Below are 22,124 nucleotides of genomic sequence, written 5' to 3'. Positions count from 1 at the left end.
GTGCGCACCGTCCTCCGGCGGCTCGGTCAGGCCCTGCTCACCCTGGCCGGTGCGGCCGTGCTCGTCTTCGGGATGCTCGCGGTCACCCCGGGCGACCCGGCCCAACGGGTCCTGCAGGCGCGCGGGGTCCTGGAACCCGCCCCGGCCGCGGTGGCCGCGGTCCGCGCCGAGCTGCGGCTCGACGACCCGCTGCCGGTCCGGTTCGGACGGTGGGCCGGCGACGCCGTGCGCGGCGACCTCGGTGTCTCCTGGCGGACCGGACGGCCGGTGGCCGCCGAGTTCGCGCAGCGGCTGCCCGCGACGCTGCGGCTGACCGTCGCCGCGCTCGGGATCGCCGTCGTCGCCGCGCTGGCGCTCGGGACGACGGCGGCACTGGGTGCCGGGCGCTGGCCGGACACGGTGTCGCGGGTCGTGGCGCTCGTCCTGCTGGTGGTCCCCGGGTTCGTCCTCGGGGTGGTGCTGCTCGACCTGGTCGTGGTCCGGGCCGGGCTCGGCCGGGTCATCGCCGACGGCGGCTGGGGCACGGTGCTGCTGCCCGCGCTCGTCCTCGCCGCCGGGTCGGTGCCCGTGTGGTCGCGGGTGCTGCGCACGAGCCTGGTGGAGGCAGGCGGTGCCGGGCACGTGACGGTCGCGCGGGCCCGCGGCGCCGGTCCGCTGCGCGTCCTGCTGGTGCACCGGCTGCCGCACGCGCTCGCCCCGTTCCTGACCATGGTCGGGCTGGGCACGGCGGCGCTGATCGGCGGCGCCTCGATCGTCGAGAGCGTGTTCACCTGGCCGGGCGTCGGGCGGTTCACCGTCGAGGCGATCACGGCCCGGGACATGCCGGTGATCGTCGGGTTCACCCTGCTGGCCGTCGTCGCCTACGTGGTGGCGAGCCTGGTCCTCGACCTCGTCTGCGCCGTGATCGACCCCCGTCTGCGCGGTGCGCGGTGACCGGGGCCGGGATCCTCATCCCCGCGGCACCGCCCGTCCCGCGCGGTCTCGACGGGCGGACCGGTCGCGCCCTGCTCGCGAGCCCGGCGGCCCGCGCCGGGCTCGCCATGGCGGCGGTCCTGCTGGTCGCGGCGGTCGTCGGGCCGTGGGTGCTCCCGGACCCCGACCTGCCCGACTACACCCGCCAGCTCGCGCCGCCGTCGCCGGGCAACCTGCTCGGCACCGACCACGCCGGGCGGGACCTGCTGGCCCGCAGCGTCGCCGGGGCCCGCAGCTCGCTGGGTGCCGCGGTGGCGGTGATGGTCCTGTCCGCGGTCGTGGGGATCGTCGTCGGGACGCTGGCCGGTGCGGTGGGCGGCGCCCTCGACACGGTGCTCACCCGCGCCACCGACGTCATGCTCGGGCTGCCGACGCTCGTGCTGACCCTCGCCGTGGTCGGTGTGCTCGGACCCGGGCACCTCAACCTGGTGCTGGCGATGGTGGTGACGAGCTGGGCCTCGCTCGCCCGGCTCGCCCGCAGCGTCGCGCAGGGCGCCCGGCACCGGCCGGACGTCGTCGCGGCGCGGATGGCGGGGGTCGGACCGGTGCGCGCGGTCCTGACCCACGTCGTCCCCGGGGTCACCGCCCAGGTGTCGGTGGCGGCGACCTGGGGCTCGGCGACGCCGTGCTGCTCCTGGCCGGGCTGTCCTTCCTCGGGCTGGGCGCCCAGCCGCCCACCGCCGAGTGGGGCACCATGCTCGCGGCCGGGCGGGAGACCTTCGACTTCGCGCCGTGGCAGCTGATCGGGCCCGGGGCCGGGCTGGTCCTCGCCGTCGCCGCGGCGACCCTGGTGAGCGACGCGCTGCGCGACGTGACCGACCCGCGGGGGCACCGGTGAGCGTGCTGGAGGTCCGCGGCCTGACCGTCACCTACCCGGACGGCCACCGGGCCCTCGACGACGTCGACCTGCGCATCGACGACGGCGAGCGCTGGGCCGTCGTCGGCCGCTCCGGCAGCGGGAAGTCCACCCTGGTCCGCACCGTGCTGGGCCTGCTCCCGGCCGGGACGACGGTGACCGGCAGCGTCCGGGTGTCCGGTCGCGAGGTCCTCGGTCTGCCCGAGGCCGCGCTGCGCGCGCTGCGCGGCCCGGTGGTCGGGTACGTGCCGCAGGACCCGTTCGCGGCCTGCGACCCGCTGCGCACCGTCGGGCACCACGTCGCCTCGGCGTGGCGGGCGCACTGCGCGGCCCCGCCGGCGGGCCGGGTCGACGCCGACCTCGCCGCGGTCGGCATCGAGGACCCGGCCGGCAGCGCCGCGCGGCACCCGCACACCTGGTCCGGCGGCATGCTGCAGCGGGCGACGATCGTGGCGGGCGCCGCGCACTCGCCGCCGCTGACCCTGGCCGACGAACCGACCAGCGCGCTCGACGCGGAGCTCGCCGACGAGGTGCTGGCGCTGGTCCGGGAGCGCAGCGGCGCACTGCTGATGGTCAGCCACGACCTGGCGCTGGTCGCCCGGCACGCGCAGCAGGTCGTGGTGCTCGACGGGGGCCGGGTCGTCGAGCGCGGCCCGGCGGCCCGGCTGCTCGCGGCCCCCGCGGCGCCCGCGACCCGCACGCTGGTCGCCGCCGCGGTGCCCGCCACCCGGCCCGCGCCGCCCGCGGGTCCCGGCGACCCCGACGACGGTGGCCCCGACGACGGCGGATCCGGCGGTGTCGGATCCGGCCGTGGCGGCTCCGACGTCGTGGTCCGCGCGGACCGGGTCCGCCGCCGCTACGGCACCGTCACCGCGGTGGACGAGGTCTCGCTGACGCTGCGGGCCGGTGAGGTGCTCGGTCTGGTCGGGCGGTCCGGCTCGGGGAAGTCCACGCTGGCCCGCCTCGTCGCGGGCCTGGAACGGCCCGACGCCGGCACGGTCGTCCACGGGGCCGGGTCCGCCCGTCCCGGCTGGGTGATGCCGGTGTTCCAGGACCCGGTCGCCTCGCTCGACCGGCGCTGGCCGCTGTGGCGCACCCTGGTCGAACCCGTCCGGGCCCGCGACGGCCGGCTGTCCCGGGCCGCGGCGCGCCGGCGGGCGGCGTCGATGCTGGACCGGGTCGGCCTGGGCGAGGTCGACCCCGACCGCAGACCCGCGACGCTGTCGGTCGGGCAGGCCCAGCGGGTGGCGATCGCGCGGGCGCTGGCCGCGGAGCCCGCGCTGCTCGTCGCCGACGAGCCGACCGCGAGCCTCGACGTCGCGACCGCCGCCGAGGTCACCGCGCTGCTCGCCGGGGTGGCCCGGGCCGGGACCGCGGTCCTGGTCGTCAGCCACGACCGGGACCGGCTGGCAACCTGGGCCGACCGCATCGTGACGATGCGGTCCGGTCGCCTCGACCCCTCACCCCGGACGCAGGGAGCACACCGATGACGACGACCGACCGCGCACTCCTGCTGGTCGCGCGCCCCACCCCGGCCGGGGTGGACGCCCGCTCGCTCGCCGGGCTGGTCCGGGCGGTCGCGGAACGCGTCCCCGGCCCCGTCCGCCACGCCCACCTCGACCAGGAGACCCCGTCGGTCCCCGCCGCCCTCGACGCGCTGGCCGCGGACGGGGTCGCCTCGGTCCTCGTCGTGCCGCTCGCGGTCCCGGCCGACCGCTACCTGACGACCTGGATCGCCCGCGCGGTCGCGCACCGCGGCGCGGCGTCGGGCGACGGGCCGCAGGTGCGGATCGCGCCGGGGCTGACCGAGGTCGTCGCGGACGCCGTCGTCGCGCTGGCCGCGTCCGAGGGCGAGCCGGTCACCGCGTCTCCGGGCGGGTTCGCGAGCCCGGCGTTCTCCGAGCTGGAGGTCCCGGACCGGCACCTGTTCGTCTGCCGCGGCCCGCGGTGCCTGGTGTACGGGGCGGGGGAGACCCACCGTGCCCTCGCCGCGGCCGCGCGGGGCACCACGACCCAGGTGACCCCGTGCGGCTGCCTGGGGCCGTGCAACCTCGGGCCGCTCGTCGTCGACGGTCCCACCTGGCACCGGGCCGTCACCGCGGACGACGCGGCCGCCCTGGTGGCCCTCACCCCAGGAGCGTGAGCAGCCCGGAGAGCTCCAGCGCGTGCCGCGCCGGGCCCGGCGGCACCTCGACCCGCAGCCGCTGCCCGCGGGCGCCCGCCCGGTCGGCAGCCTCGGCGAGCAGGGCGGAGCCGTTGCTCGCGACGTAGGTCGGCCCGTCGAGGACGAGGAGCACCGGCCCGGCGGCGACCAGCTCCAGGAGCCGGTCGCGGATCTCGGCGGCCCCGGCGAGGTCGAGGTCGCCGGCCAGGGTGAGGCGGCGGGCGTCGCCGCTGCGGCCGTCGTCGTGCAGCTCGGTGCGCCGGCGCCCGGGGGAGGGCCGTACGGGCGGCGCGGGCTGCTGCGCCACGGCGGGCGTGTGCGGGTCCGGGGTGATCCGCATGCGCACCACGGTACCCCGGCCCGCCGTGTCGATCTCGGCGGTGGTGGCGATGGCGCGGATCATCTGCAGGCCGCGCCCGCGGTAGCCGGGGTCGGGCGGCGGCGGCCGCCAGCGGCCGGTGTCGGCGACCTGGGCCCGGACGCCGTCGTGCGGGGTGTACCCGAGACGCAGGCGCACCTCACCGGGCGGGTCGAACTCGGCGTAGCCGTGCTCGACGCTGTTGGCGGCGGCCTCGTCGATCGCGCGGACCAGGTCGTCGCCGAGGTCCTCGCCCAGACCCACGTGGCCGGCCCAGCGCCGGACCCGGCGGCGCATCCCCGGCAGCTCCCGGGCGGACCCGGGGACGGTGAGGTCGATGTCGGGCGGGAGGACGCGGACGCAGACCAGCGCGGCGTCGTCGGTGTGGGCGGCCCCGGCCAGGGCCCGGTCGACGATCTGGTCGGCGAACTGCTCGGGCGGCAGCCCCGCCACCTCGGCGGCGATCCGGGCCAGCCGGTCCAGCCCCTCGTCGACGACCTCGCCCCGGCGCTCGACGAGCCCGTCGGTGTAGAGCACCAGCGTCTGCCCGGCCGCGATCGGGGCGACGCCCTCGCCGAAGGGCGGCCGGCCGCGGATCCCCAGGACGGGGTTGTGGCCGCCCGCGAGGTAGCGGCTGCCGTTCTCGTCGACGACCAGCACGGGCAGGTGCCCGGCCCGCGCCCAGCGCAGCTCCCCGCGGCCGGGGTCGACGACCACGCAGGCCGCCGTCGAGTAGCGGGCGCCGGGGATCCAGGTCGCGAACTCGTCGAGCAGCTCCAGCGCGGACGCGGGGTCGCGGCCCTGCCGGACGGCCCCGGAGAGCACAGTGCGCAGCTGGGCCATCACCGCGGCCGCCGCGACGCCCTGCCCGACGACGTCGCCCACCGACAGCCCGACCCGCCCGCCGCCGAGGTCGACGACGTCGTACCAGTCGCCGCCGGCCTCGGTGCCCGCGGCGCCGGCCTGGTAGCGCACCGCGATCTCCACGGTGTCGAGGTCGGGCAGGCGGGTGGGCAGCAGCGTGCGCTGCAGGGTGTGGGCGACCTCCCGCTCGGCGCGGTAGAGCCGGGCGCGTTCGAGCGCCTGCGCGGCCGGGTCGGTCAGGGCGAGCAGGGTGGCGCGCTCGCTCGGGGTGAGCGGGCGCGGCGTCCCGAACGCGACCGCGATGACGCCGACGGTGCGCGCGGCGGTGACCAGCGGGAGGGTGAAGACGGTCGCGTGGCCGAGGCCGTCGAGCAGGGTGGCCAGCTCCGGGTGGCGCTCACGCCAGTCGGTGCCCGGTTCCAGCCACAGCGCGCGGGCCTGGCGGGCGGTCACCGCCGCCGGGGCCGGCGAGCTCAGCGGCACCTCGCGCCACGCCTGCGGGTCGGCGACGTCGTGCAGGGCCAGCGCCCGCAGCTGCTGCCCGGCCGGGTCGAGCTCGTAGACCGCGATCCGGCAGGTGCCGAGCAGCGCCCTCAGGTGGGTGACGACGGTCCGGGCCACCTCGGTCGGGTCGGCGGCGGCGGACAGCTGCGCGGTGGCCCGCTGCAGCAGCGCCAGCCGGTCGGCGTTGGCCCGCTCGTCGGCGAGCAGAAGCGCGTTGTCGAGCGCGAGCGCGGCGCGGTCGGCCAGCTCGGTGACGAGCTCGATGTCGTCGGGGGCGTACGGCGTCGTCCGCGGGCCCCGGACCAGCACCAGGACGGCCAGCGCCCGGCCGCGCGCGGACAGCGGCACCCCGACCGCGGAGCGCGCGGGGATCGGGGAGCCGGGGACCATCGCGCCGGGCGCGGTGTCGTCCCACAGGACGGCGGCGCCGGCGTCGAGGACCTGGAGGCCGAACGAGGTCTCGGCGGGGCGCTCGTCGAGCACCTCCTCGGTCACGGCGTCCGGACCGCACCGGGCGACCCGGACGAGCTGCCCGGCGTCGTCGACGCGGCGGACCGTGCACACGTCGGCCAGCCGGGTCTCGACGAGCAGCGCGGTCAGCCGCCGCAGCCGGTTGTCGACGCCGTCGGAGCTGTCCAGCTCCCGGCTGAGCCGGGCGAGCAGCGTCTGGCGTTCGGACTCGCGGTAGCGGACGTTGATGTCGGTGCCGCTGCCCACCCAGCCGGTGACCGTCCCGTCGGTGCCGGTGTGGAGCGGGACGGCGTGCTCGAGGATCCAGCGGAAGGCGCCGTCGGCGCGGCGGAGCCGGTACTCGATCTGCCAGCCCGTCCCGGACGCGAGCGCCGGGGCCACGCGGTCGCGGTAGCGCTGCCGGTCCTGGGGGTGCAGCCCGTCGGTCCAGCCGTCGCCGAGGTCCGCGGGGACCTCCCGGCCGGTGAACTCCTGCCAGCCGGAGTTGACGTAGGTCCGCGCGCCGTCCGGGTCCGCGACCCAGATCAGGGCCGGGGCCAGGTCGGCCATGGCGGTGAACCGGGCCTCGGCGTCGCGACGGCCCCGCCCCAGCTTCAGGTGGGCGTTCACCCGGGCGACGAGCTCGGCCGCGGAGAAGGGCTTGACCAGGTAGTCGTCCGCGCCGGCGCCGAGGCCCTCGATCGCGGCCTCCTCACCGGCCCGGGCGGAGAGCAGCAGGACGGGCACCCCGGCGGTACGACGGTCGCCGCGCAGCGCCGCGAGCAGCTCCATGCCGTCGAGCACCGGCATCATGATGTCGGTGACGACCAGGTCCGGCGGGCGCTCCCGGGCCGCGGTCAGCGCGGACTTCCCGTCCTCGACGAGCTGGACCTCGTAGCGGTCGGCCAGCAGCCGCTGCAGGTACTCGCGCATGTCGGCGTTGTCGTCGGCGACGAGGATCCGGCCCGCGGAGGCCGGCGCACCCGGCCCCGCCCCGTCCCCGACGACGGGCGCCGGTGCCGGACCGGGCAGCCAGCGCAGCGCCTCGCCGACGAACGCCTCCGAGGTCGCGGTCGGTGCGCCGCCCGACGCCGTGTCGGCGACGCGGTCCGGGTCGAGGTGGGCGGTGCCGGTCGGGATCCGGACGGTGAACGTGGTGCCCGCGCCCGCGGTGCTCGCCGCGGTGATCGTCCCCCCGTGCAGGGTGACCAGCTCGCGGGTCATGGCGAGCCCGATGCCCGACCCCTCGGTCGAGCGGGCGCGGGCACCGGCGATGCGATGGAACCGCTCGAACAGCCGGGGCAGCTCCTCGGCGGGGATCCCGGCCCCGGTGTCGGCGACGGTCAGCTCGACCGCGTCGTCGCCGTCGGCGCGCAGGGCGACCGCGACGCGGCCGTCCAGGGTGAACTTCAGCGCGTTGGACAGCAGGTTGAGGACGACCTTCTCCCAGGACTCCCGATCCACGTGGACAGGCCCGGGCAGCGGCGGGCAGTCCACCGTGTAGTCCAGCCCGGCGCGCTCCATCGCCGACCGGAACAGGCTGGTCAGCTCGGTGGTGAAGGCGGCGAGGTCGGTCGGCTCGAACGTCGCGCGCAGCCGTCCGGCCTGCAGCCGGGAGAAGTCGAGCAGCGTGGTGACCAGCCGCCCGAGGCGCAGCGCGTTGCGGTGCACGACGTCGAGCTCCGCGGCGAGCCGGTCGGGCCCCGGCGGGTCGTCGCGCAGCTGCTCGACCGGTCCCATGATCAGCGTCAGGGGCGTGCGGAACTCGTGGCTGACGTTGGAGAAGAAGTCGGTCTTGGCGCGGTCGAGCTCGGCGAGCGCCTCGGCCCGCTCCCGCTCGGCCTCGTAGGCGCCCGCGGCGACCAGCGCGGCCCCGACCTGGCCCGCCAGGAGGTCGACGAAGGCCCGGTAGCGCTCGTCGAAGGTCCGGAACGGGTTCAGCCCGACGACCAGCGCCCCCCGGATCCGGGTCTCGCCCTGCGCCCCGGCGAGCGGGACCAGCACGGCGTGCGACGGCGGCCGGTCCCAGGCGCTGTGGGGCAGCCCCGGCAGGCGGGCGGCGAGGTCGTCGACGACCGCCGTGCCGCCCTCGCGCACCGGGTCGAGCGGCCAGCCGGCCGGGTCGGCACCGGGCGCGTCGGGCGCGATGCCCGCGGAGCCGGCGAGCCGGGTCCCGCCGTCCTCGGTGAACTCGTAGACCAGCCCGAACGGGACGTCCTGCGGGTTGCCGGCCAGCGCGCGCCCGACGGCGGCGTACACCTGCGCCCCGGTGCGGGTCGGCCCCAGGTCGGCGGCGAGGTCGCGCAGCGTCTGCATGCGGCGTTCGCTGAGCACGCGGTCGGTGTTCTCGGTGACCACGCACAGCATCCCGGCGACGGCGCCGTCCTCGTGCAGCGGGCTGTAGGAGAAGGTGTGGTAGGTCTCCTCGGGGTAGCCGCTGCGTTCGAGGAACAGCAGCAGGTCCTCGTCCCAGGTGGCCCCACCGCCGGCGAGCACCGAGCCGATCAGCGGGCTGACGTCGTCCCAGACCTCGGCCCACACCTCGCGCGCCGAGCGGCCCAGCGCCCACGGGTGCTTGTCGCGCAGCGTGTCGCGCCGGTAGGCGTCGTTGTAGAACATCGTGAGGTCCGGGCCCCACGCCATCCACATCGAGAACCGGGAGTCGAGCAGCATCCGGACGACGCTGCGCAGGTCCGGTGACCAGCGCTCGGGCGGTCCGAGCGGGTGGGAAGACCAGTCGTGGGCCGCCATCGCGGCGTGGACGAGGTCGGACTGCGTGCTCTCGACCGCGTCGTCGTCGCCGCGCATGAACCACCTCCTCGGCCCCGTCGGACGGCCGTGGAAAATCTAGCCGACCCCGTCCGGACGTGCGCCACTCATCTCCGCGGGCGGCGCTGGACAGGCCCCGGAGTGGCGGGGTTCACTCCTCGGGTATGGGGACATTCGCTCCGGGGACGGACGCGGAGTGGTCGACGGCGACGGTCGGGACCGAGGACGCGTTCGACTACTGGCGCGACATCATCTGCGACACCTTCGTGCAGCTCGCGGCCCGGCCGAGGTCCGCGGAGCCGTTCGGCGGCAGCATCCGCAGGCGGGAGCTGACCGGGCTGGACATGTCGCTGGTCGACGCCGGCCCGCAGGACGTCGACCGCACCCGCTCGCTCATCGCCCGCTCGGGGGAGGAGTGCGTCCTGGCGAGCATCCAGCTCACCGGTGCCGGTGCGGTGCGCCAGGACGGCCGCGAGGCCCGGCTCGCCCCCGGTGCGATGGCCTTCTACGACAGCACCCGGCCGTACACGTTGAGCTTCGACCGGCCGTTCCGGCAGCTCGTGATCCAGGTGCCCAAGGCCTCGCTGGCCGGGGCGACCGCCCGGTACGCGACGGCGGTGCCGCTGCCCGCCCACGGGCCGGGGCGGCTGGTGTCGGAGTTCTTCCTGGGGCTCGCGCGGGAGCCGGCGACCGCGGAGCAGGGCCGCACCCTGGTCCCGCACGCGCTCGGGCTGCTGGACTTCGCGCTCGGTCTCGCGGCGGACTCGGTGCCCGCCGGCGGCCGGTCGGCCGCGGTGCTGCAGCGGGTGCGGCGCGCCGTCGCGGGCGGTGCGGCCGACCCGCAGCTCGACGCCGACGGCGTCGCCGCGGCCTGCGGCGTCTCCCGGCGCACCCTGTTCCGGGCGCTCGCCGAGGACGGCACGACGTTCACCGCCCTGCTCCGCGCGGAACGGGTGCGACGGGCGTCGGAGCTGCTGCGGGCCCGGCCGGACCTGTGCCTGCCGGTGGTCGCGGCGCGCAGCGGATTCCCGGGGGAGGCCCAGCTGCACCGGGCGTTCCGCCGGGAGCTGGACACGACGCCGGGGGCGTTCCGCCGGACGGTCTGACCGGGCCCGGACCGTCATGTGCCGTGGCACGGACCGTCACGGGCGGCGCCGGGAGTGACGCCAGTCTCGTCGGGCAGCGGCGGTCGACGAGCGACCGTCGAGCCGTCGACCAGGAGATGACCATGGCGCAGACCGTCCGGGTGGCAGCCGTCCAGGCCGAGCCCCGCTGGCTGGACCTCGACGCGGGCGTCGAGCAGATGATCGGGATCATCGAGGACGCGGCGGCCCGCGGGGCGCAGCTGGTCGGCTTCCCGGAGACCTTCCTGCCCGGCTACCCGTGGTGGATCTGGCTCGACGCCCCCGCGGCCGGGATGGCGTTCGTCCCGCGCTACGCCGAGAACTCCATGACCCGCGACGGCGAGCACATCCACCGGCTCGCCGCGGCCGCCGGGCGGAACCGGATCCACGTGGTGTTCGGCTTCAGCGAGATCTCGCGCGGCTCGCTGTACATGGCGCAGGGGTTCCTGTCCGACACCGGCGAGATCCTCGGCGTGCGGCGCAAGCTCAAGCCGACCCACGTCGAGCGGTCGGTCTTCGGCGAGGGCGACGGCAGCGACCTGCAGGTCCACCCGACCCCGATCGGCCGGGTCGGCGCCCTCAACTGCTGGGAGCACATCCAGCCGCTCACCAAGTACGCGATGTACAGCCAGGACGAGCAGATCCACGTGGGGGCGTGGCCGAGCTTCTCGGTCTACCGCGGCGGCGCGCGGGCGCTGGGCCCGGAGGTGAACGTCGCCGCCAGCATGATCTACGCCGTCGAGGGGCAGACGTTCGTCGTCTCGCCGTGCGCCACGGTCGGGCAGGCTGCGCACGACCTGTTCTGCGACACCGAGGTCAAGAAGCAGCTGCTGCTGCAGGGGGGCGGGTTCGCCCGGATCTTCGGCCCGGAGGGGTCCCCGCTCGGTGAGGACCTGCCCGAGGACGTCGAGGGGCTCGTCGTCGCCGACCTCGACTTCTCGCTCATCGCGATCGCCAAGTCCGCGGCCGACCCGGTCGGGCACTACTCCCGCCCGGACGTCCTGCGCCTGCTGGTCGACCGGTCGCCGCACCCGGCGACGGTCGAGCGTGCGGTACCGGCACCCGCCTTCGCCGACGCCGACGAGCCCGTCGCCGCGGCCGACCGGGGCTGACGTGGAGTCCTCGATCGCGCCCCACCTGCGGCGCCCGCGCACGGTCCCGACCCGCACGGGGCCGGACTTCCGGCCGCCCTACCCGTCGTTAAGCGCCCGGTTCCCGCAGCACACCCGGGAGGTCGTCATGGCCTACCTGGGCGTGCAGTGGCCCGACCGCGACGGCGTCCCGACCGCGGTCACCGAGGCGGTCGCCGCACTGCGGGCCTCCCTCGTCGCGGGCGGCGCCGGGCACGTCGACCTCGCCGAGTACGTCGACGAGGCCGGTTTCCGCACTCGCGTCGTCATCGCCTACTGGACCGACCCGGACGCGTACCGGCGCTGGCGGGCCGCCGACGACTGGACCGCCCCCGAGCACGCCGGAGCGGGGCTCGGTCGGTTCCGCGAGGTCGTCGTCCCGACGGTCGACCGGTTCGAGACCCTGTTCTCGAGCGACCGGCTCGACGGGGTCGCCCGGCTCGCCGACGGGCTCAGCGGCGAGATCCGCGAGCACGCCTACTGGGGCGGCGCCCGCGACCGCCTCCCGATCGCCCAGGACGGCGAGATCGCCCCCGAGGGACGGGTGCGGGTCACCGTGGACGGGCCGGTCCGGACGGTGCGGCCGGGCCGCAACGTCTGCCTGATCCGCTCCGGGCAGGAGTGGACCGAGACCGCGGGCGAGGAACGGCGGATGTACCTCGAGGACGTCGAACCGCACCTGCGCGCGGGCATGGAGTACCTGCGCGACGAGGGGCTCGCCGTGGGCTGCCACGTCAACCGGTACATGACCGTCCTCGACGACGACGGCGCCCCGACCGACCGCACCTTCGGCCTGAGCTGGTGGCGCAGCATGGCCGAGCTGGACACCTGGGCCGAGTCGCACCCGACCCATCTGGCGATCTTCCGGGCGGCGATGCGGTACCTGTCGACGATGGGGCCGGCCGCCAACCTGCGGCTCCACCACGAGGTGACCGTGGCGGAGGGGGACGACACCGAGTTCGTCTACGTCGGGTGTCACGACCGGACGGGGTTGTTGCGGGCGGTGGGGGCGTAGGCCGTGGACACACCGTCCGATGTGGAAGGGTCCGTGACGTGGTGGTGGACGACGGGCCCGGGTACGAGGACACGCTGGCCGAGGTCGCGACGGCCGTCGCCGAGCAGGCGGCCCGGGCCGCCGTGGCGCTGGCTGACCGGGTGCCCGACGGCGCGGCGGAGCCCCTCGGCCGGCTCGGTGCCCGCCGTGGCCGGCAGCACGACGACGCGCCGGTGACCGACCCGGGCCCCGCCGGCGGACCGATGCGGATAACACCCGCGCCGCAGGCGGCGGGCCCGTCCGTTCCCGGAGGCGTCGCATCGACCCTGGCACACCGCCTGCTCGGTGCCGTGGAGACGGTGCTGCCCGACGTCGCGTTCGCCGACCCGGTGGCCGGCGAGCTGTTGCGGCTCGCCACCGCCGACGGGGCGCCGGGCGGTGTCGTCGCGACCGTCGGGTTCCTGGACGGCCACGACGCGTTCGCGCGGCCGCTCCCGACGGCCCGCATGCTGTCGCCGAACGCACGGCCGCTGACCACGGACCTGCTGCGTGAGCTGTCCGGGCGGGCGCCGGTCGCGGGCTCGCTCGTCGTCGCCGCGACGGAGCCCGCCTCGGCGGTCGCGGCCGAGCACGGCCGCCGATGGTTCGCCCTCGGGGTGGTCACCGCGGCCGTCGTCGCCCGGGCCACGCGATCCACCCGGGCCTGGCCCTCCGCCGACGACTCGGCCCTGGTCGTCGGCTGGGCGCTCGACGCGGTCGCCGAGCTCCTGCCCGAGGTACCGATGCCGACGGCGTGGCCCGCCGCGCTGGCCGCGGAACAGCGCGCGCAGTTCCTGCTGCCACGGGCGTCCTCGGCCACCGTGTACCCGCAGGACGGCCGGTTCGCCCTGCTCCCGGCCGAGGAGACCGCGTGGCCCGTGGTGGAGGTCCCCGCGAACGGGCTGGTGTCGCCGGTGCCCGGGGGCATCGTGGTGCATGTCGGCGCCGGTGCGGGCCCGGTGCAGGTGATCGTGGAGTCCACCGCCCACGGGCCCGAGCTCGACACCGAGCCGTCGATCCACGGCGACCACTGGGAGCAGATCGTCGAGGTCGGCTACGACAACACCGGCCTGTGCCGGATCATCGGCCGGCCCCACACGGTCTGGCCGGACCAGCACGACCTCGCCTTCCCCTGGACGACGTCGGTCCGCGCCCGGGTGCACGCCTCCGGCCGCGGCAGCGGAGGGGAGGAGCAGTACGTCGTACGACTCTGGGAGGCGCCGCCCGCGCCCGACGTCGTCCTGCGCGACGACCCGGTGTCACGGTCGCTGCCCGCGGTGTCCGGGACCCCGTTGATCCGTACCGACTTCCGCGACGACGCGGCCTGGGCCGCGGCGCTGCTGCGCATGACGACGCCCAACAGCTCGGGGTTCGCCGCGGCGCTCGGTGTCGTCGAGGACACCGCCCACGACTCCGCAACGGTGGAGGACCTGCTCGTCCTCGCGACGCCGGCGTGGTCGCGGCACCGGCAGTGCCTGTTCGTCGTCGACGCCACGACGTCGGCCTCGGAGGAGCTTCCGGTGCTGGTCGTGGGGCTGTCGGGGGAGGACCGCGGTCGCACCTTCCGGGTCGTGGCCGAGGAGCTGTGGAGCGTCGAGAACAACCTGTCGCTGGCGAACATGGACTTCCACGAGTTCGCCGGTGCGGCCGAGGACGGGGTGTTCCGGGGGTTCTGAGGAGCGTCGGGAGGAGTGGACGGTCCCGCCCTCAGACGAGCAGCCCCCACCCCGCCGCCGTCGCCGCCGCGGCGGCCCGGTTGCGGCATCCGGTCTTCGCGAGCACGTGCTCGACGTGCGTCGCGACGGTCCGCGGCCCGATGCCCAGCACCGTCCCGATCTCGCCGTTGCTCAGTCCCTCGGCCACCCGGGCGAGCACCTCCAGCTCCCGCACCGTCAGCCCGGCGGGCGCCGCGACCTCGCGGTGGACGACCACCACACCGGTCTCGGCGCGGTGGAGACCGACGTCGTGCACGGTGCCGCCGTGCACCACCAGGTGGTGGGCCGGTCCGCCGTGCAGGTTCCGGGCGGCCCCGTGCAGCGGTGCCGGCGGCTCCAGGAGACCCACCCGGGCCCGCGAGGTCAGCGCGACGACGCGACCGTCGGGTCGGAGCAGCAGGCCCTCCCGGTCGTCGTCGCCGAGACCCGCGGTGGAGGGCAGCAGCCGCGGCACTGGGTCCAGGGAGGCGGCGAGGTCGGAGCCGAGCAGCGTGAGCAGGGCGACGGCGTCGTCGTCGAGGTGGCGGGTGCCGAGCGTGCTGGCGTTCACCATTCCCACGTAGCGGCCGTCCGCGGCGAACAGGCACTGCGTGATGCCGTCGCGGAACCCGCTCGGGCTGATGACCGTGTCGAAGATCCGTCCACGCCGTCGGGCCACGGGCAGGTCGCGGACCCGGACCGGGACCCGGTCGCGACGGACCGTCACGAACAGCGGGTCGGTGTGCATGGCGTGGTCGAGAAAGCCGGTCAGAGCGGACGGGTAGGTCGAGGCCAGGGCACGGTGGCGTCCCAGCACCGGGTCCCACACCGACAGCGCGGCGCAGTCCGACGACACCACCGTCGCCAGCCCCTCGAGCACGAACGCGGCCGAGCCCGGGGTCCGGCCACCGTTGCGGCGGAGGAAGGCGCCCAGCTCGCGTGCCGTGGCCAGCGCGGTCATGCCCCAGCACGCTAACGGGCACGCGGGATCCGTCAATCGACCGATTCCCGCAGCCGGTCGCCCGCCTACGGTTCGCCCACCCCACGGCAGGAGGAACCATGGAACCCCGCGAGTACGCCGACCTCGACGTCACCGCCCTCGCAGCGCTGATCCGCGACGGCGAGGTGACCGCCGAGGAGGTCGCACGGACCGCGACCGAGGCACTCGCCGCGGTCCAGCCTGCGGTGAACGGGCTCGTCGAGGGGCCGTTCGACAGCCCGCTCGACCACGCCGCGGACGGGCCGTTTGCCGGCGTCCCCTTCGGCCTGAAGGACCTGATCGCGCACGCGGCCGGCGTCCCGACCCGGTCCGGCACCCGGTTGCTCGGCGACGGCGTCCCGATGCCGACCGACACCCACCTCATGGCGCGCTTCCGCCGCGCCGGGTTCGCCACGCTCGGGCTCACCGCGACCCCGGAGCTCGGCTTCAACGCCAACACCGAGGCCGTCGCCACCGGCTCGGTCCGCAACCCGTGGGACCTGTCCCGCAGTCCCGGCGGGTCGAGCGGCGGTTCGGCGGCACTCGTCGCCGCCCGCGCCCTGCCGGTCGCGCACGCCAACGACGGTGGTGGCTCGATCCGGATCCCCGCCGCCGCGTGCGGACTGGTCGGGCTCAAGCCCAGCCAGGGCCGCACGTCACCCGGCCCGGACTACGCCGACCCGCTCCTCGGAATGGGGGTCGAGTTCGTCCTGACCCGGACCGTGCGCGACTGCGCCGCCGTGCTCGACGCCGTCCACGGCCACGAGCCGGGCGACCGTTACGCGTTGCCCGACCCCGTCCGCCCCTACGCCGACGAGGTCCGCGCCGGCAGCCGCCCGCTGCGGATCGCACTGCACACCGCGCCCTTCTCCGGCGACGGGCCGGTGGACGCGAGCTGCGTCGAGGCGACCGAGGCCGCCGGCCGGGTGCTGGAGGAGCTGGGCCACCACGTCGAACGGGCGGCGCCGCAGCTCGACGGTGCGGTGTTCGACGACGCCAACTTCATCGCCTGGACCGCGTTCCTCGCCGACGGCGTCGACGGTCTCGCCGAGGCGCTCGGCCTCACGCCCGGCCCGGAGCACCTGGAGGCCACGACGCTCGCCTGCGTCGAGCACGGCCGCACGCTGCGCGCCGCGGACCTCTTCGCCGCCGACCGGGTCTTCAACGCCACCCGCCGGACCGTCGCCGAGTTCCACCGCACCTACGACCTGATCCTGACGCCGACCATGAACGTCCCCAACACCGCGGCCGGGTACCTCGACGCCGACGACGCGTCCCTCGGTGCCCGCGGCTGGTACGACCGGATCTTCAGCACCGCCGGGTTCACCGCCCTGTCGAACATGACGGGGAACCCGGCGATCTCGCTGCCGCTGGGGACCTCGGCGGAGGGCTGGCCGGTCGGCGTCCAGCTCGTCGCGCCCTACACGGGCGAGGCGACGCTGCTCGCGCTGGCCGCCGACCTGGAGCGGGCGCTGCCCTGGGCGGACCGCCGCCCCGGGACCGTCGTCGGCTGACCGGGGCGGGTGCGGCTCCGGCGCTCGCCGGGCCGCTGCCGGACCGGCTCGTGGGCCGTCGCCGGGGCCGGTCCCGCGTGTCGGACCGGTCCCGGCGGGCGGCCCGGCGCGTCGGTAGGCTCGCGGTCATGTCCGGAGCGACCGTGAACGACCCCATCGCCGAGCTCATCGCGTGCCGGGACTGCGGCCAGGACTGCCTGCTGCAGGTCGCGGACCTCTGCGCCGACTGCATCGCCCGGATCGGTACCGCCGCCGACGACGCGGACTACCGCGCCTGGCGGGCGGAGAACGAGCGCCGCGTGGTCACCGGGGAGCTGACCGGCGCGATCTGACCGCTCCGCCGTCGCGGGTCGGTACGTCCTCTTGACGCGACATGGAATCGATCCCATAGTGGAATGCATTCCACACGCCGCCGTGAGGTGGCGCGACGCAGCGCCCTGGAGGTTCGATGACGACCCCGATCGCCGGACGGTCCCCGTTCTCCCTGCTCACCCACCTGGCCGGTGACGAGGAACAGCTCGCGATCTTCTCGGAGGACTCGGCCGTCGAGAGCTGGCTCGCGACCGAGCGCGCGCTCGCGGCGGCGCAGGCCGAGCTCGGCGTCATCACCGCGGACGACGCGGCGGCCATCGTCTCCGCGGCGCGGGCGGCGAACATCGACCGCGAGACGCTGTGGAGGACCGCCCGCAACGTCGGCTACCCGATCCTCGGGCTGGTCCGTGAGGTCTGTGGCACGCTGCCGCCCGGCCCGGACGGGCGAGTCCACTACGGCGCCACCACCCAGGACATCATGGACACCGGCCAGGCGCTGCAGCTCGCGCGCTCGCTCGCGGCGCTCGACCGGCGGCTCGCCCAGGTCGGTGACGCCCTCGCGGAGCGGGTCGCCGAGCATGCCACCACCGTCATGGCCGCCCGGACCCACGCGCAGCAGGCCGTCCCCACCACCTTCGGCGCGACCCTCGGCACGCTGCTGGCCCAGTTCGCCCGCCAGCGCGAACGCCTCGCGCAGGCCGCGCCGCGGATCGCCCTGGTCTCGCTGTTCGGCGCCGGCGGGACCTCGGCCGCGTTCGGACCGCGCTCCGCGGAGACGAGGGCCGCCGTGGCCGCGAAACTGGGCCTGCACCACACCGACGTGCCCTGGCACGTCGACCGCGACGGCGTCGCCGAGTTCGGCTGGCTCTGCGCCACCGTCTCCGCGACCTGCGCCAAGCTCGCCCGCAACGTCGTGGACCTGTCCCGCACCGAGATCGGTGAGGTCTTCGAGCCGTTCGAGAGCCACCGCGGCGCGTCCTCGACCATGCCGCAGAAGGTCAACCCGATCTCCTCGGAGATCGTGATCGGGCTGACCGGGACCACCGGAGCCCTCGCCTCGTCGCTGCCACGCCTGCAGGAGTCCGGTCACGAGCGGGCCGCGGGGGAGTGGCAGATCGAGTGGCAGGTGATCCCGCAGCTCGCCGTGCTGGCCGGCACCGCCCTGAGCGAGACACTCGTCGTGGTGCAGGGGATGCGGGTGGACGCCGCGCGGATGCGCGCCAACCTGGAGCAGGATGGCGGACTGGTCATGGCCGAGGCCCAGATGATCTCCCTCGCCGCGGCGATGGGGCGTGAACACGCCCACGACCTCGTCTACGAGGCCGCGACCCGGGCCCGCCGCGACGGCCGGACCCTCGCATCCGTGCTGCCCGAGGTCGCCGCCGAGCAGGGACGGTCCGACCTGCTGCCCGACCCGCTGGTCACCGCGGACGACTACGTGGGCGAGGCCGCCGCGATCGCCGAGGCCGCCGTCGCCAGCTGGAAGTCCACCGCGGGCCCGCAGCTGGTCACCACACCGCTGTCGGAGCTGGCGTCGTGAGCGCCCCGACGGCCGGGCCCGCCGTCGCAGCCACCGAGGGCGACGCCGAGGGGCCCGAGAACCGCTTCGACCGCGTCCGCAGCCGGGTCGGCGCCTGGGCCGTCGTCCCGATCATGCTGGCCGCCCTGCTGCTGCCCGACCTGCCGGTCGAGCAGCGCGGGATGCTCGCCGTGCTCGGGTTCGTCGTCCTGCTCTGGATCTGCGAGACCATCCCGATCGCGGCCACCGCACTGATCGGCATCGCGCTGCTGGTGCTGCTCGGCGTCGGCACCCCGGCCGAGGTGTTCGGGGCCTTCGGGTCGCCGACCGTCTTCCTCGTCATCGGTGCGTTCCTGCTGGCCCGGGCCATGACCGTGCACGGGCTCGACCGGCGCTTCGCGCTGCGGGTGCTGTCGCTGCCCGGCATCGGGAACAGCACCCACCGCACCGCACTCGCGTTCGGCGTCGTCGCGATGCTGCTCGCCACCCTCGTGTCGTCCTCGGCCACCGCGGCCATGCTGCTGCCGATCGGCGTCGGAGTCGTGCGGACGGTCGGAGACCTCATCCAGGAGCGGAACCCGCAGGTCAGCGACCACCGCACGCGCTTCTCCTGCATGCTCATGCTCGCCATCGCCTACGGGGCGGGCGTCGGGTCGGTCCTTACACCGATCACCGGCATCGCCAACGTGATCGGCCGCGGCGCGGTCGAGGAGATGACCGGCTACCAGATCCCGCTGTTCGACTGGCTGACCATGTCGGCGCCCTACGTGCTGACGCTCGGCGTGGTCATGTTCACCACGCTGCTGCTGCTCAACCGTCCCGAGACCCGGCGGATCCCGGGCGGCCAGGAGCACTTCCGGGCCGCGCACGGTGCGCTCGGCGCGATGAGTCGCGGCGAGCGGAACGTGCTGTGGATCTTCCTCGTCACCGTCACGCTGTGGGTGGTGCCGTCGCTGCTGGAGACCCTCGGCCTGGTCACCCCGGACACCCTGCTCGCGACCGTGCTCGACCGGTTCAACGAGGGCGCCGTCGTCGTCGCGACGGCCGGGCTGCTGTTCTTCCTGCCCGCAGGCGGCGGTGAGCGCACCCTGTCCTGGCCGGACGCCTCCCGGATCGACTGGGGCACCGTGGTGCTGGTCGGGGTCGGGCTCACCATCGGCCGGATGATGAGCCAGACCGGGCTCGCCGACACCGTCGGTACCGCCGTCGCCGCGGTCACCGGGGTCGACTCGCTGCTGCTGCTCTGCCTGGTCGCGGTCGTGCTCGGCATGGCCATCTCCGAGACCACGTCGAACACCGCCTCGGTCGGCATCGTCGTGCCCATCGTCATCCCGATCGCGGTGGCCATCGGCGTCGACCCGCTGATCCCGGCGATGGCCGCGATCTTCGGCGGCAACGCGGGCGCGATGCTGCCGGTCTCCACCCCGCCGAACGCGATCGTCTACGGCTCCGGCTACGTCCCGATGATCCGCATGATCCGCACCGGGGTCGTCGCGGACCTCGCCACCGTCCCGCTGATCCTGCTCGCCACCGTCGGGATCGGCTCGATGATGGGGCTCGCCCTGCCCTGAGTCCGCCGATCCCGGTGGGTAGGTTCGACTCCCGTGAGCACCCTCGCGGACGTCGCCCGGCTCGCCGGGGTCGGCACCGGCACGGCGTCCCGCGCGATCAGCGGGAACGGCTACGTCGACCCGGACACCCGCAGGAAGGTCCTCGACGCCGCCGCCGAGCTCGGCTACCGCCGCAACGCCGCCGCCCGGGCCCTGCGCGAGCGGCGCAGCCGGGTCGTCGGCCTGGTGCTGCCCGACCTGCACAACGAGTTCTACACCGCCAGTGCCGCCGTCCTGCAGGCCGACCTGCACGCCGCCGGCTACCAGCTGCTTGTCCTGGCGACCGGCAACGACCCCTCCGGCGAGCGGGCGGCCTGGGAGACCTTGCTCGACCGACAGGTCGACGGGGTCGTCCACGTCCCCGTCGACCCCTACGGGACCGCGCCGCCCGGTCTCCCCGTGGTCCAGCTGAACCGTCACACCCGCGACACGACCGCGAGCGCCGTCGTCAGCGACGACGTCGCGGGCGTCGCCGACCTGACCCGCGGCGTCCTCGAAGCCGGGCACACCGACGTCGTCGCGATCGTGGGGGCGACGCAGCTCTCCACCAGCGCCGAACGTCTCGCCGGGTTCCGCCGCGCCGCGGAGGACGCGGGCCTCGTCGAGAACGGCACCGACGGTCCCCGCTTTCGCGTGCTGGTCACCGAGTTCAGTGCCGACGGGGGCGCCGTCGCGATGCGGCGTCTCGGTGACGACCTGCCCTCCGCCGTCGTCGCCCTCAGCAGCCGGCTGGTCATGGGCGTGCTGCGCTGGGCGGGGGAGGGCGGTGTGCGGATCCCGGAGGACATGTCGCTGGCGGGTCTCGGCGACCCGGAGTGGTTCGCGATCTGGCGCCCGGCGATCACCACGTTCGCACCACCGCTGGCCGACATGGGCCGGCACGCCGCGCGACGGCTGATCGCCGCGATGGCCGGCGAGGCGCCGGAGACCGGCATCCTGCGGCTGGCCGGCGAGGTGCGGACCCGCGGGTCGGTCAGCACCCGCTGGCGACTGTGACGCCGGTCAGCGGATCGCGGTCGCGTTCGGCGGCGAGCCCACGCCCCCGACGAGGTGCAGCGGCTTGACCACGGTCAACGACGTCCACCCGCCACCCGCGCGGCTGTCGGCGACCAGTGCGTCGAGGTTCCACAGCTCGCCCAGCGGCACACCCAGCTTCGCGATCAGCTCCTGGTGCATCATCCCGTCGTCCTCCGGCGCGCTGTCGGCGAACGGGCTCGTCGGGTCCACCGGCAGGACCTCGACGGCGAAGGTGTCGGTCGCGAACACCGCGACCCGGTGGTCCCAGATCCAGCGCGGCAGGTCGTGGGACTGCCGGAACCCGGTGGCGCGTCGCGCCGCGCGGACCTCGTCGCGCAGTCCGTGGCCGGCGTCGAGGAACCAGCGGGCCCAGCCGGTGTGGACCATGACGATGTCGCCCGGCCGCACCCGCTCGCCCTGCCGGGCCACCGCACGGTCGAGGACGTCGGCGTCGAGCGCGGGCCCGGCGCGGTGGTCCAGCGGGGTGTCCTCCTCGGCGAGCAGACCCTCGACGTCGACCAGCAGCCCACGCCCGACGATCGGCTTCTCCGCCCAGCGCTGCACGCCCAGGGCCGGGCCGCCCGCGACGATCGCCTCGTCGGGGACGCCGTCGTAGAAGCCGTACCCGGACGCCCTGCGGTGGCGCAGCCCGTCGACCTGCGACGTCGCCTGCAGGTAGAAGCCGTGAAGCACGTCGTCGCGGGCCTCGGGATGGGCGGAGAGGATCTCGTGGCGGGGTGCGGACCGCGCCCGCGCCATCGGCGGGTCGAACGCGTCCAGGGCGTGGTCGAGACCGAACACGGCGCCGCGGGTGACCGCCGCGGCGCCGTCGCGCACCTCGTCGGCGCCCGCGAAGTTCGCGGTGCCGCGCTCGGGGTCGGTGGCGAAGACGCCCCAGCTCGACCCGGGCGGGTGGTGCCCGGCCAGCTCGGCGTGGGTGGGCACCTCCCGCCGGGCCGGGTCAGTCATCGTCGGCCGCGTCGTCGCCGTGGCCGGGGCCCTGCCAGTAGGACAGGACGAACGACAGCAGGCCCGCCGCCGACGCGCCGCCGAAGGCGTAGGGCGCCATCGTCGAGGCCCAGCCCCGGGCGGCGGTCGCGTCACCGAGGCCGAGCAGCGCGGTCTGGCCCACCACGATGACCAGGCCGGCGAGCAGGAAGAACACCACGGTCACGGCGAACAGGGCGGTCGTGATCCGCGCGGCGGTACCGGTGGCGGGGTCGGGAGAGATCGTCGTCGAACTCATGGGTGTCTC

18 protein-coding genes are annotated in these 22,124 nt (G+C 75.8%); 14 read left to right on the top strand and 4 right to left on the bottom strand.

What is annotated here, in order from left to right:
* The 5 genes from DMP17_RS16505 to DMP17_RS16485 are packed head-to-tail and all read left to right on the top strand — an operon-like array spanning position 1 to position 3,971.
* A complete protein-coding gene (locus DMP17_RS16505) occupies positions 1–933 on the top strand; it encodes an ABC transporter permease (protein ID WP_226356151.1) in 933 nt (310 codons plus the stop codon).
* Entirely contained in the window at positions 930–1,715 is a 786-nt protein-coding gene (locus DMP17_RS16500) for an ABC transporter permease (RefSeq protein WP_337829991.1), read from the top strand. Before DMP17_RS16505 ends, DMP17_RS16500 begins: the two co-directional genes overlap by 4 nt.
* A complete protein-coding gene (locus DMP17_RS16495; protein ID WP_337829990.1) occupies positions 1,667–1,810 on the top strand; it encodes a hypothetical protein in 144 nt (47 codons plus the stop codon). The genes DMP17_RS16500 and DMP17_RS16495 overlap by 49 nt, the downstream gene beginning before the upstream one ends.
* The gene (locus DMP17_RS16490; RefSeq protein ID WP_337829989.1) at positions 1,807–3,318 is read left to right on the top strand and encodes an ABC transporter ATP-binding protein; all 1,512 of its coding nucleotides are present in this window, start codon (positions 1,807–1,809) and stop codon (positions 3,316–3,318) included. Before DMP17_RS16495 ends, DMP17_RS16490 begins: the two co-directional genes overlap by 4 nt.
* Positions 3,315–3,971: a (2Fe-2S) ferredoxin domain-containing protein gene (locus tag DMP17_RS16485; RefSeq protein WP_337829988.1), complete on the top strand. Its 657-nt coding sequence runs from the start codon at positions 3,315–3,317 to the stop codon at positions 3,969–3,971. The genes DMP17_RS16490 and DMP17_RS16485 overlap by 4 nt, the downstream gene beginning before the upstream one ends.
* Here the strand turns inward: DMP17_RS16485 and DMP17_RS16480 are convergent.
* Positions 3,955–8,976 carry a SpoIIE family protein phosphatase gene (locus DMP17_RS16480; RefSeq protein ID WP_337829987.1) on the bottom strand — a complete coding sequence of 1,674 codons (5,022 nt, stop codon included), beginning with the start codon at positions 8,974–8,976 and terminating at the stop codon, positions 3,955–3,957. The genes DMP17_RS16485 and DMP17_RS16480 overlap by 17 nt on opposite strands.
* Positions 8,977–9,101: 125 nt before the next feature.
* Between DMP17_RS16480 and DMP17_RS16475 the strand changes: the two genes are divergently transcribed.
* The 4 genes from DMP17_RS16475 to DMP17_RS16460 all read left to right on the top strand — a co-directional run bounded on the left by DMP17_RS16475 (position 9,102) and on the right by DMP17_RS16460 (position 13,900).
* Positions 9,102–10,043: a helix-turn-helix domain-containing protein gene (locus tag DMP17_RS16475; protein WP_337829986.1), complete on the top strand. Its 942-nt coding sequence runs from the start codon at positions 9,102–9,104 to the stop codon at positions 10,041–10,043.
* 122 nt (positions 10,044–10,165) lie between these two features.
* The gene (locus DMP17_RS16470) at positions 10,166–11,173 is read left to right on the top strand and encodes a carbon-nitrogen hydrolase family protein (protein WP_264198742.1); all 1,008 of its coding nucleotides are present in this window, start codon (positions 10,166–10,168) and stop codon (positions 11,171–11,173) included.
* A 1-nt stretch (position 11,174) separates the two neighbouring features.
* Positions 11,175–12,206, top strand: coding sequence for a phenylacetaldoxime dehydratase family protein (locus tag DMP17_RS16465; protein WP_337829985.1), 1,032 nt, complete (start codon positions 11,175–11,177; stop codon positions 12,204–12,206).
* Between the two features lie 38 nt (positions 12,207–12,244).
* Entirely contained in the window at positions 12,245–13,900 is a 1,656-nt protein-coding gene (locus DMP17_RS16460) for a DUF6924 domain-containing protein (RefSeq protein ID WP_337829984.1), read from the top strand.
* A 31-nt stretch (positions 13,901–13,931) separates the two neighbouring features.
* On the opposite strand, the gene DMP17_RS16455 is transcribed toward DMP17_RS16460, so the two are convergent.
* Entirely contained in the window at positions 13,932–14,879 is a 948-nt protein-coding gene (locus tag DMP17_RS16455) for a helix-turn-helix transcriptional regulator (protein ID WP_337829983.1), read from the bottom strand.
* Positions 14,880–14,977: 98 nt separating this feature from the next.
* Here DMP17_RS16455 and DMP17_RS16450 point away from each other — a divergent pair, with 98 nt between their 5' ends.
* From DMP17_RS16450 to DMP17_RS16430, 5 genes are all read left to right on the top strand, one after another.
* A complete protein-coding gene (locus DMP17_RS16450) occupies positions 14,978–16,411 on the top strand; it encodes an amidase (protein WP_337829982.1) in 1,434 nt (477 codons plus the stop codon).
* Between the two features lie 128 nt (positions 16,412–16,539).
* Positions 16,540–16,743 (top strand): hypothetical protein, encoded by a 204-nt coding sequence (locus DMP17_RS16445; protein WP_062401978.1) that lies wholly within the window; start codon positions 16,540–16,542, stop codon positions 16,741–16,743.
* A 116-nt stretch (positions 16,744–16,859) separates the two neighbouring features.
* Positions 16,860–18,263, top strand: a complete 1,404-nt coding sequence (locus DMP17_RS16440) for a class-II fumarase/aspartase family protein (RefSeq protein WP_337829981.1) — start codon at positions 16,860–16,862, stop codon at positions 18,261–18,263.
* Complete coding sequence (locus DMP17_RS16435; protein ID WP_337829980.1) at positions 18,260–19,813, top strand: SLC13 family permease; 1,554 nt, start codon at positions 18,260–18,262, stop codon at positions 19,811–19,813. The genes DMP17_RS16440 and DMP17_RS16435 overlap by 4 nt, the downstream gene beginning before the upstream one ends.
* 33 nt (positions 19,814–19,846) lie before the next feature.
* Complete coding sequence (locus tag DMP17_RS16430) at positions 19,847–20,848, top strand: LacI family DNA-binding transcriptional regulator (protein ID WP_337829979.1); 1,002 nt, start codon at positions 19,847–19,849, stop codon at positions 20,846–20,848.
* 6 nt (positions 20,849–20,854) lie between these two features.
* Here DMP17_RS16430 and DMP17_RS16425 read toward each other — a convergent pair whose 3' ends face one another.
* On the bottom strand, positions 20,855–21,838 hold the full coding sequence (locus DMP17_RS16425) for a cyclase family protein (protein ID WP_337829978.1): 984 nt from the start codon (positions 21,836–21,838) through the stop codon (positions 20,855–20,857).
* Positions 21,831–22,115, bottom strand: coding sequence for a hypothetical protein (locus tag DMP17_RS16420; protein ID WP_337829977.1), 285 nt, complete (start codon positions 22,113–22,115; stop codon positions 21,831–21,833). Before DMP17_RS16420 ends, DMP17_RS16425 begins: the two co-directional genes overlap by 8 nt.
* Positions 22,116–22,124: the final 9 nt, after the last annotated feature.

It is taken from the genome of Pseudonocardia sp. TMWB2A (assembly GCF_017312135.1).
Note: the sequence above shows the minus strand (reverse complement) of the source record. Positions and strands in the feature narration are given on the sequence as shown.

Excerpts from the sequence above, each read along its gene's own strand:
- DMP17_RS16495 (WP_337829990.1), top strand. The coding sequence starts at position 1,667 with ATGCTCGCGGCCGGGCGGGAGACCTTCGACTTCGCGCCGTGGCAGCTG.
- DMP17_RS16485 (WP_337829988.1), top strand. The coding sequence starts at position 3,315 with ATGACGACGACCGACCGCGCACTCCTGCTGGTCGCGCGCCCCACCCCG.
- DMP17_RS16480 (WP_337829987.1), bottom strand. The coding sequence starts at position 8,976 with ATGCGCGGCGACGACGACGCGGTCGAGAGCACGCAGTCCGACCTCGTC.
- DMP17_RS16475 (WP_337829986.1), top strand. The coding sequence starts at position 9,102 with ATGGGGACATTCGCTCCGGGGACGGACGCGGAGTGGTCGACGGCGACG.
- DMP17_RS16470 (WP_264198742.1), top strand. The coding sequence starts at position 10,166 with ATGGCGCAGACCGTCCGGGTGGCAGCCGTCCAGGCCGAGCCCCGCTGG.
- DMP17_RS16455 (WP_337829983.1), bottom strand. The coding sequence starts at position 14,879 with ATGACCGCGCTGGCCACGGCACGCGAGCTGGGCGCCTTCCTCCGCCGC.
- DMP17_RS16450 (WP_337829982.1), top strand. The coding sequence starts at position 14,978 with ATGGAACCCCGCGAGTACGCCGACCTCGACGTCACCGCCCTCGCAGCG.
- DMP17_RS16445 (WP_062401978.1), top strand. The coding sequence starts at position 16,540 with ATGTCCGGAGCGACCGTGAACGACCCCATCGCCGAGCTCATCGCGTGC.
- DMP17_RS16440 (WP_337829981.1), top strand. The coding sequence starts at position 16,860 with ATGACGACCCCGATCGCCGGACGGTCCCCGTTCTCCCTGCTCACCCAC.
- DMP17_RS16425 (WP_337829978.1), bottom strand. The coding sequence starts at position 21,838 with ATGACTGACCCGGCCCGGCGGGAGGTGCCCACCCACGCCGAGCTGGCC.
- DMP17_RS16420 (WP_337829977.1), bottom strand. The coding sequence starts at position 22,115 with ATGAGTTCGACGACGATCTCTCCCGACCCCGCCACCGGTACCGCCGCG.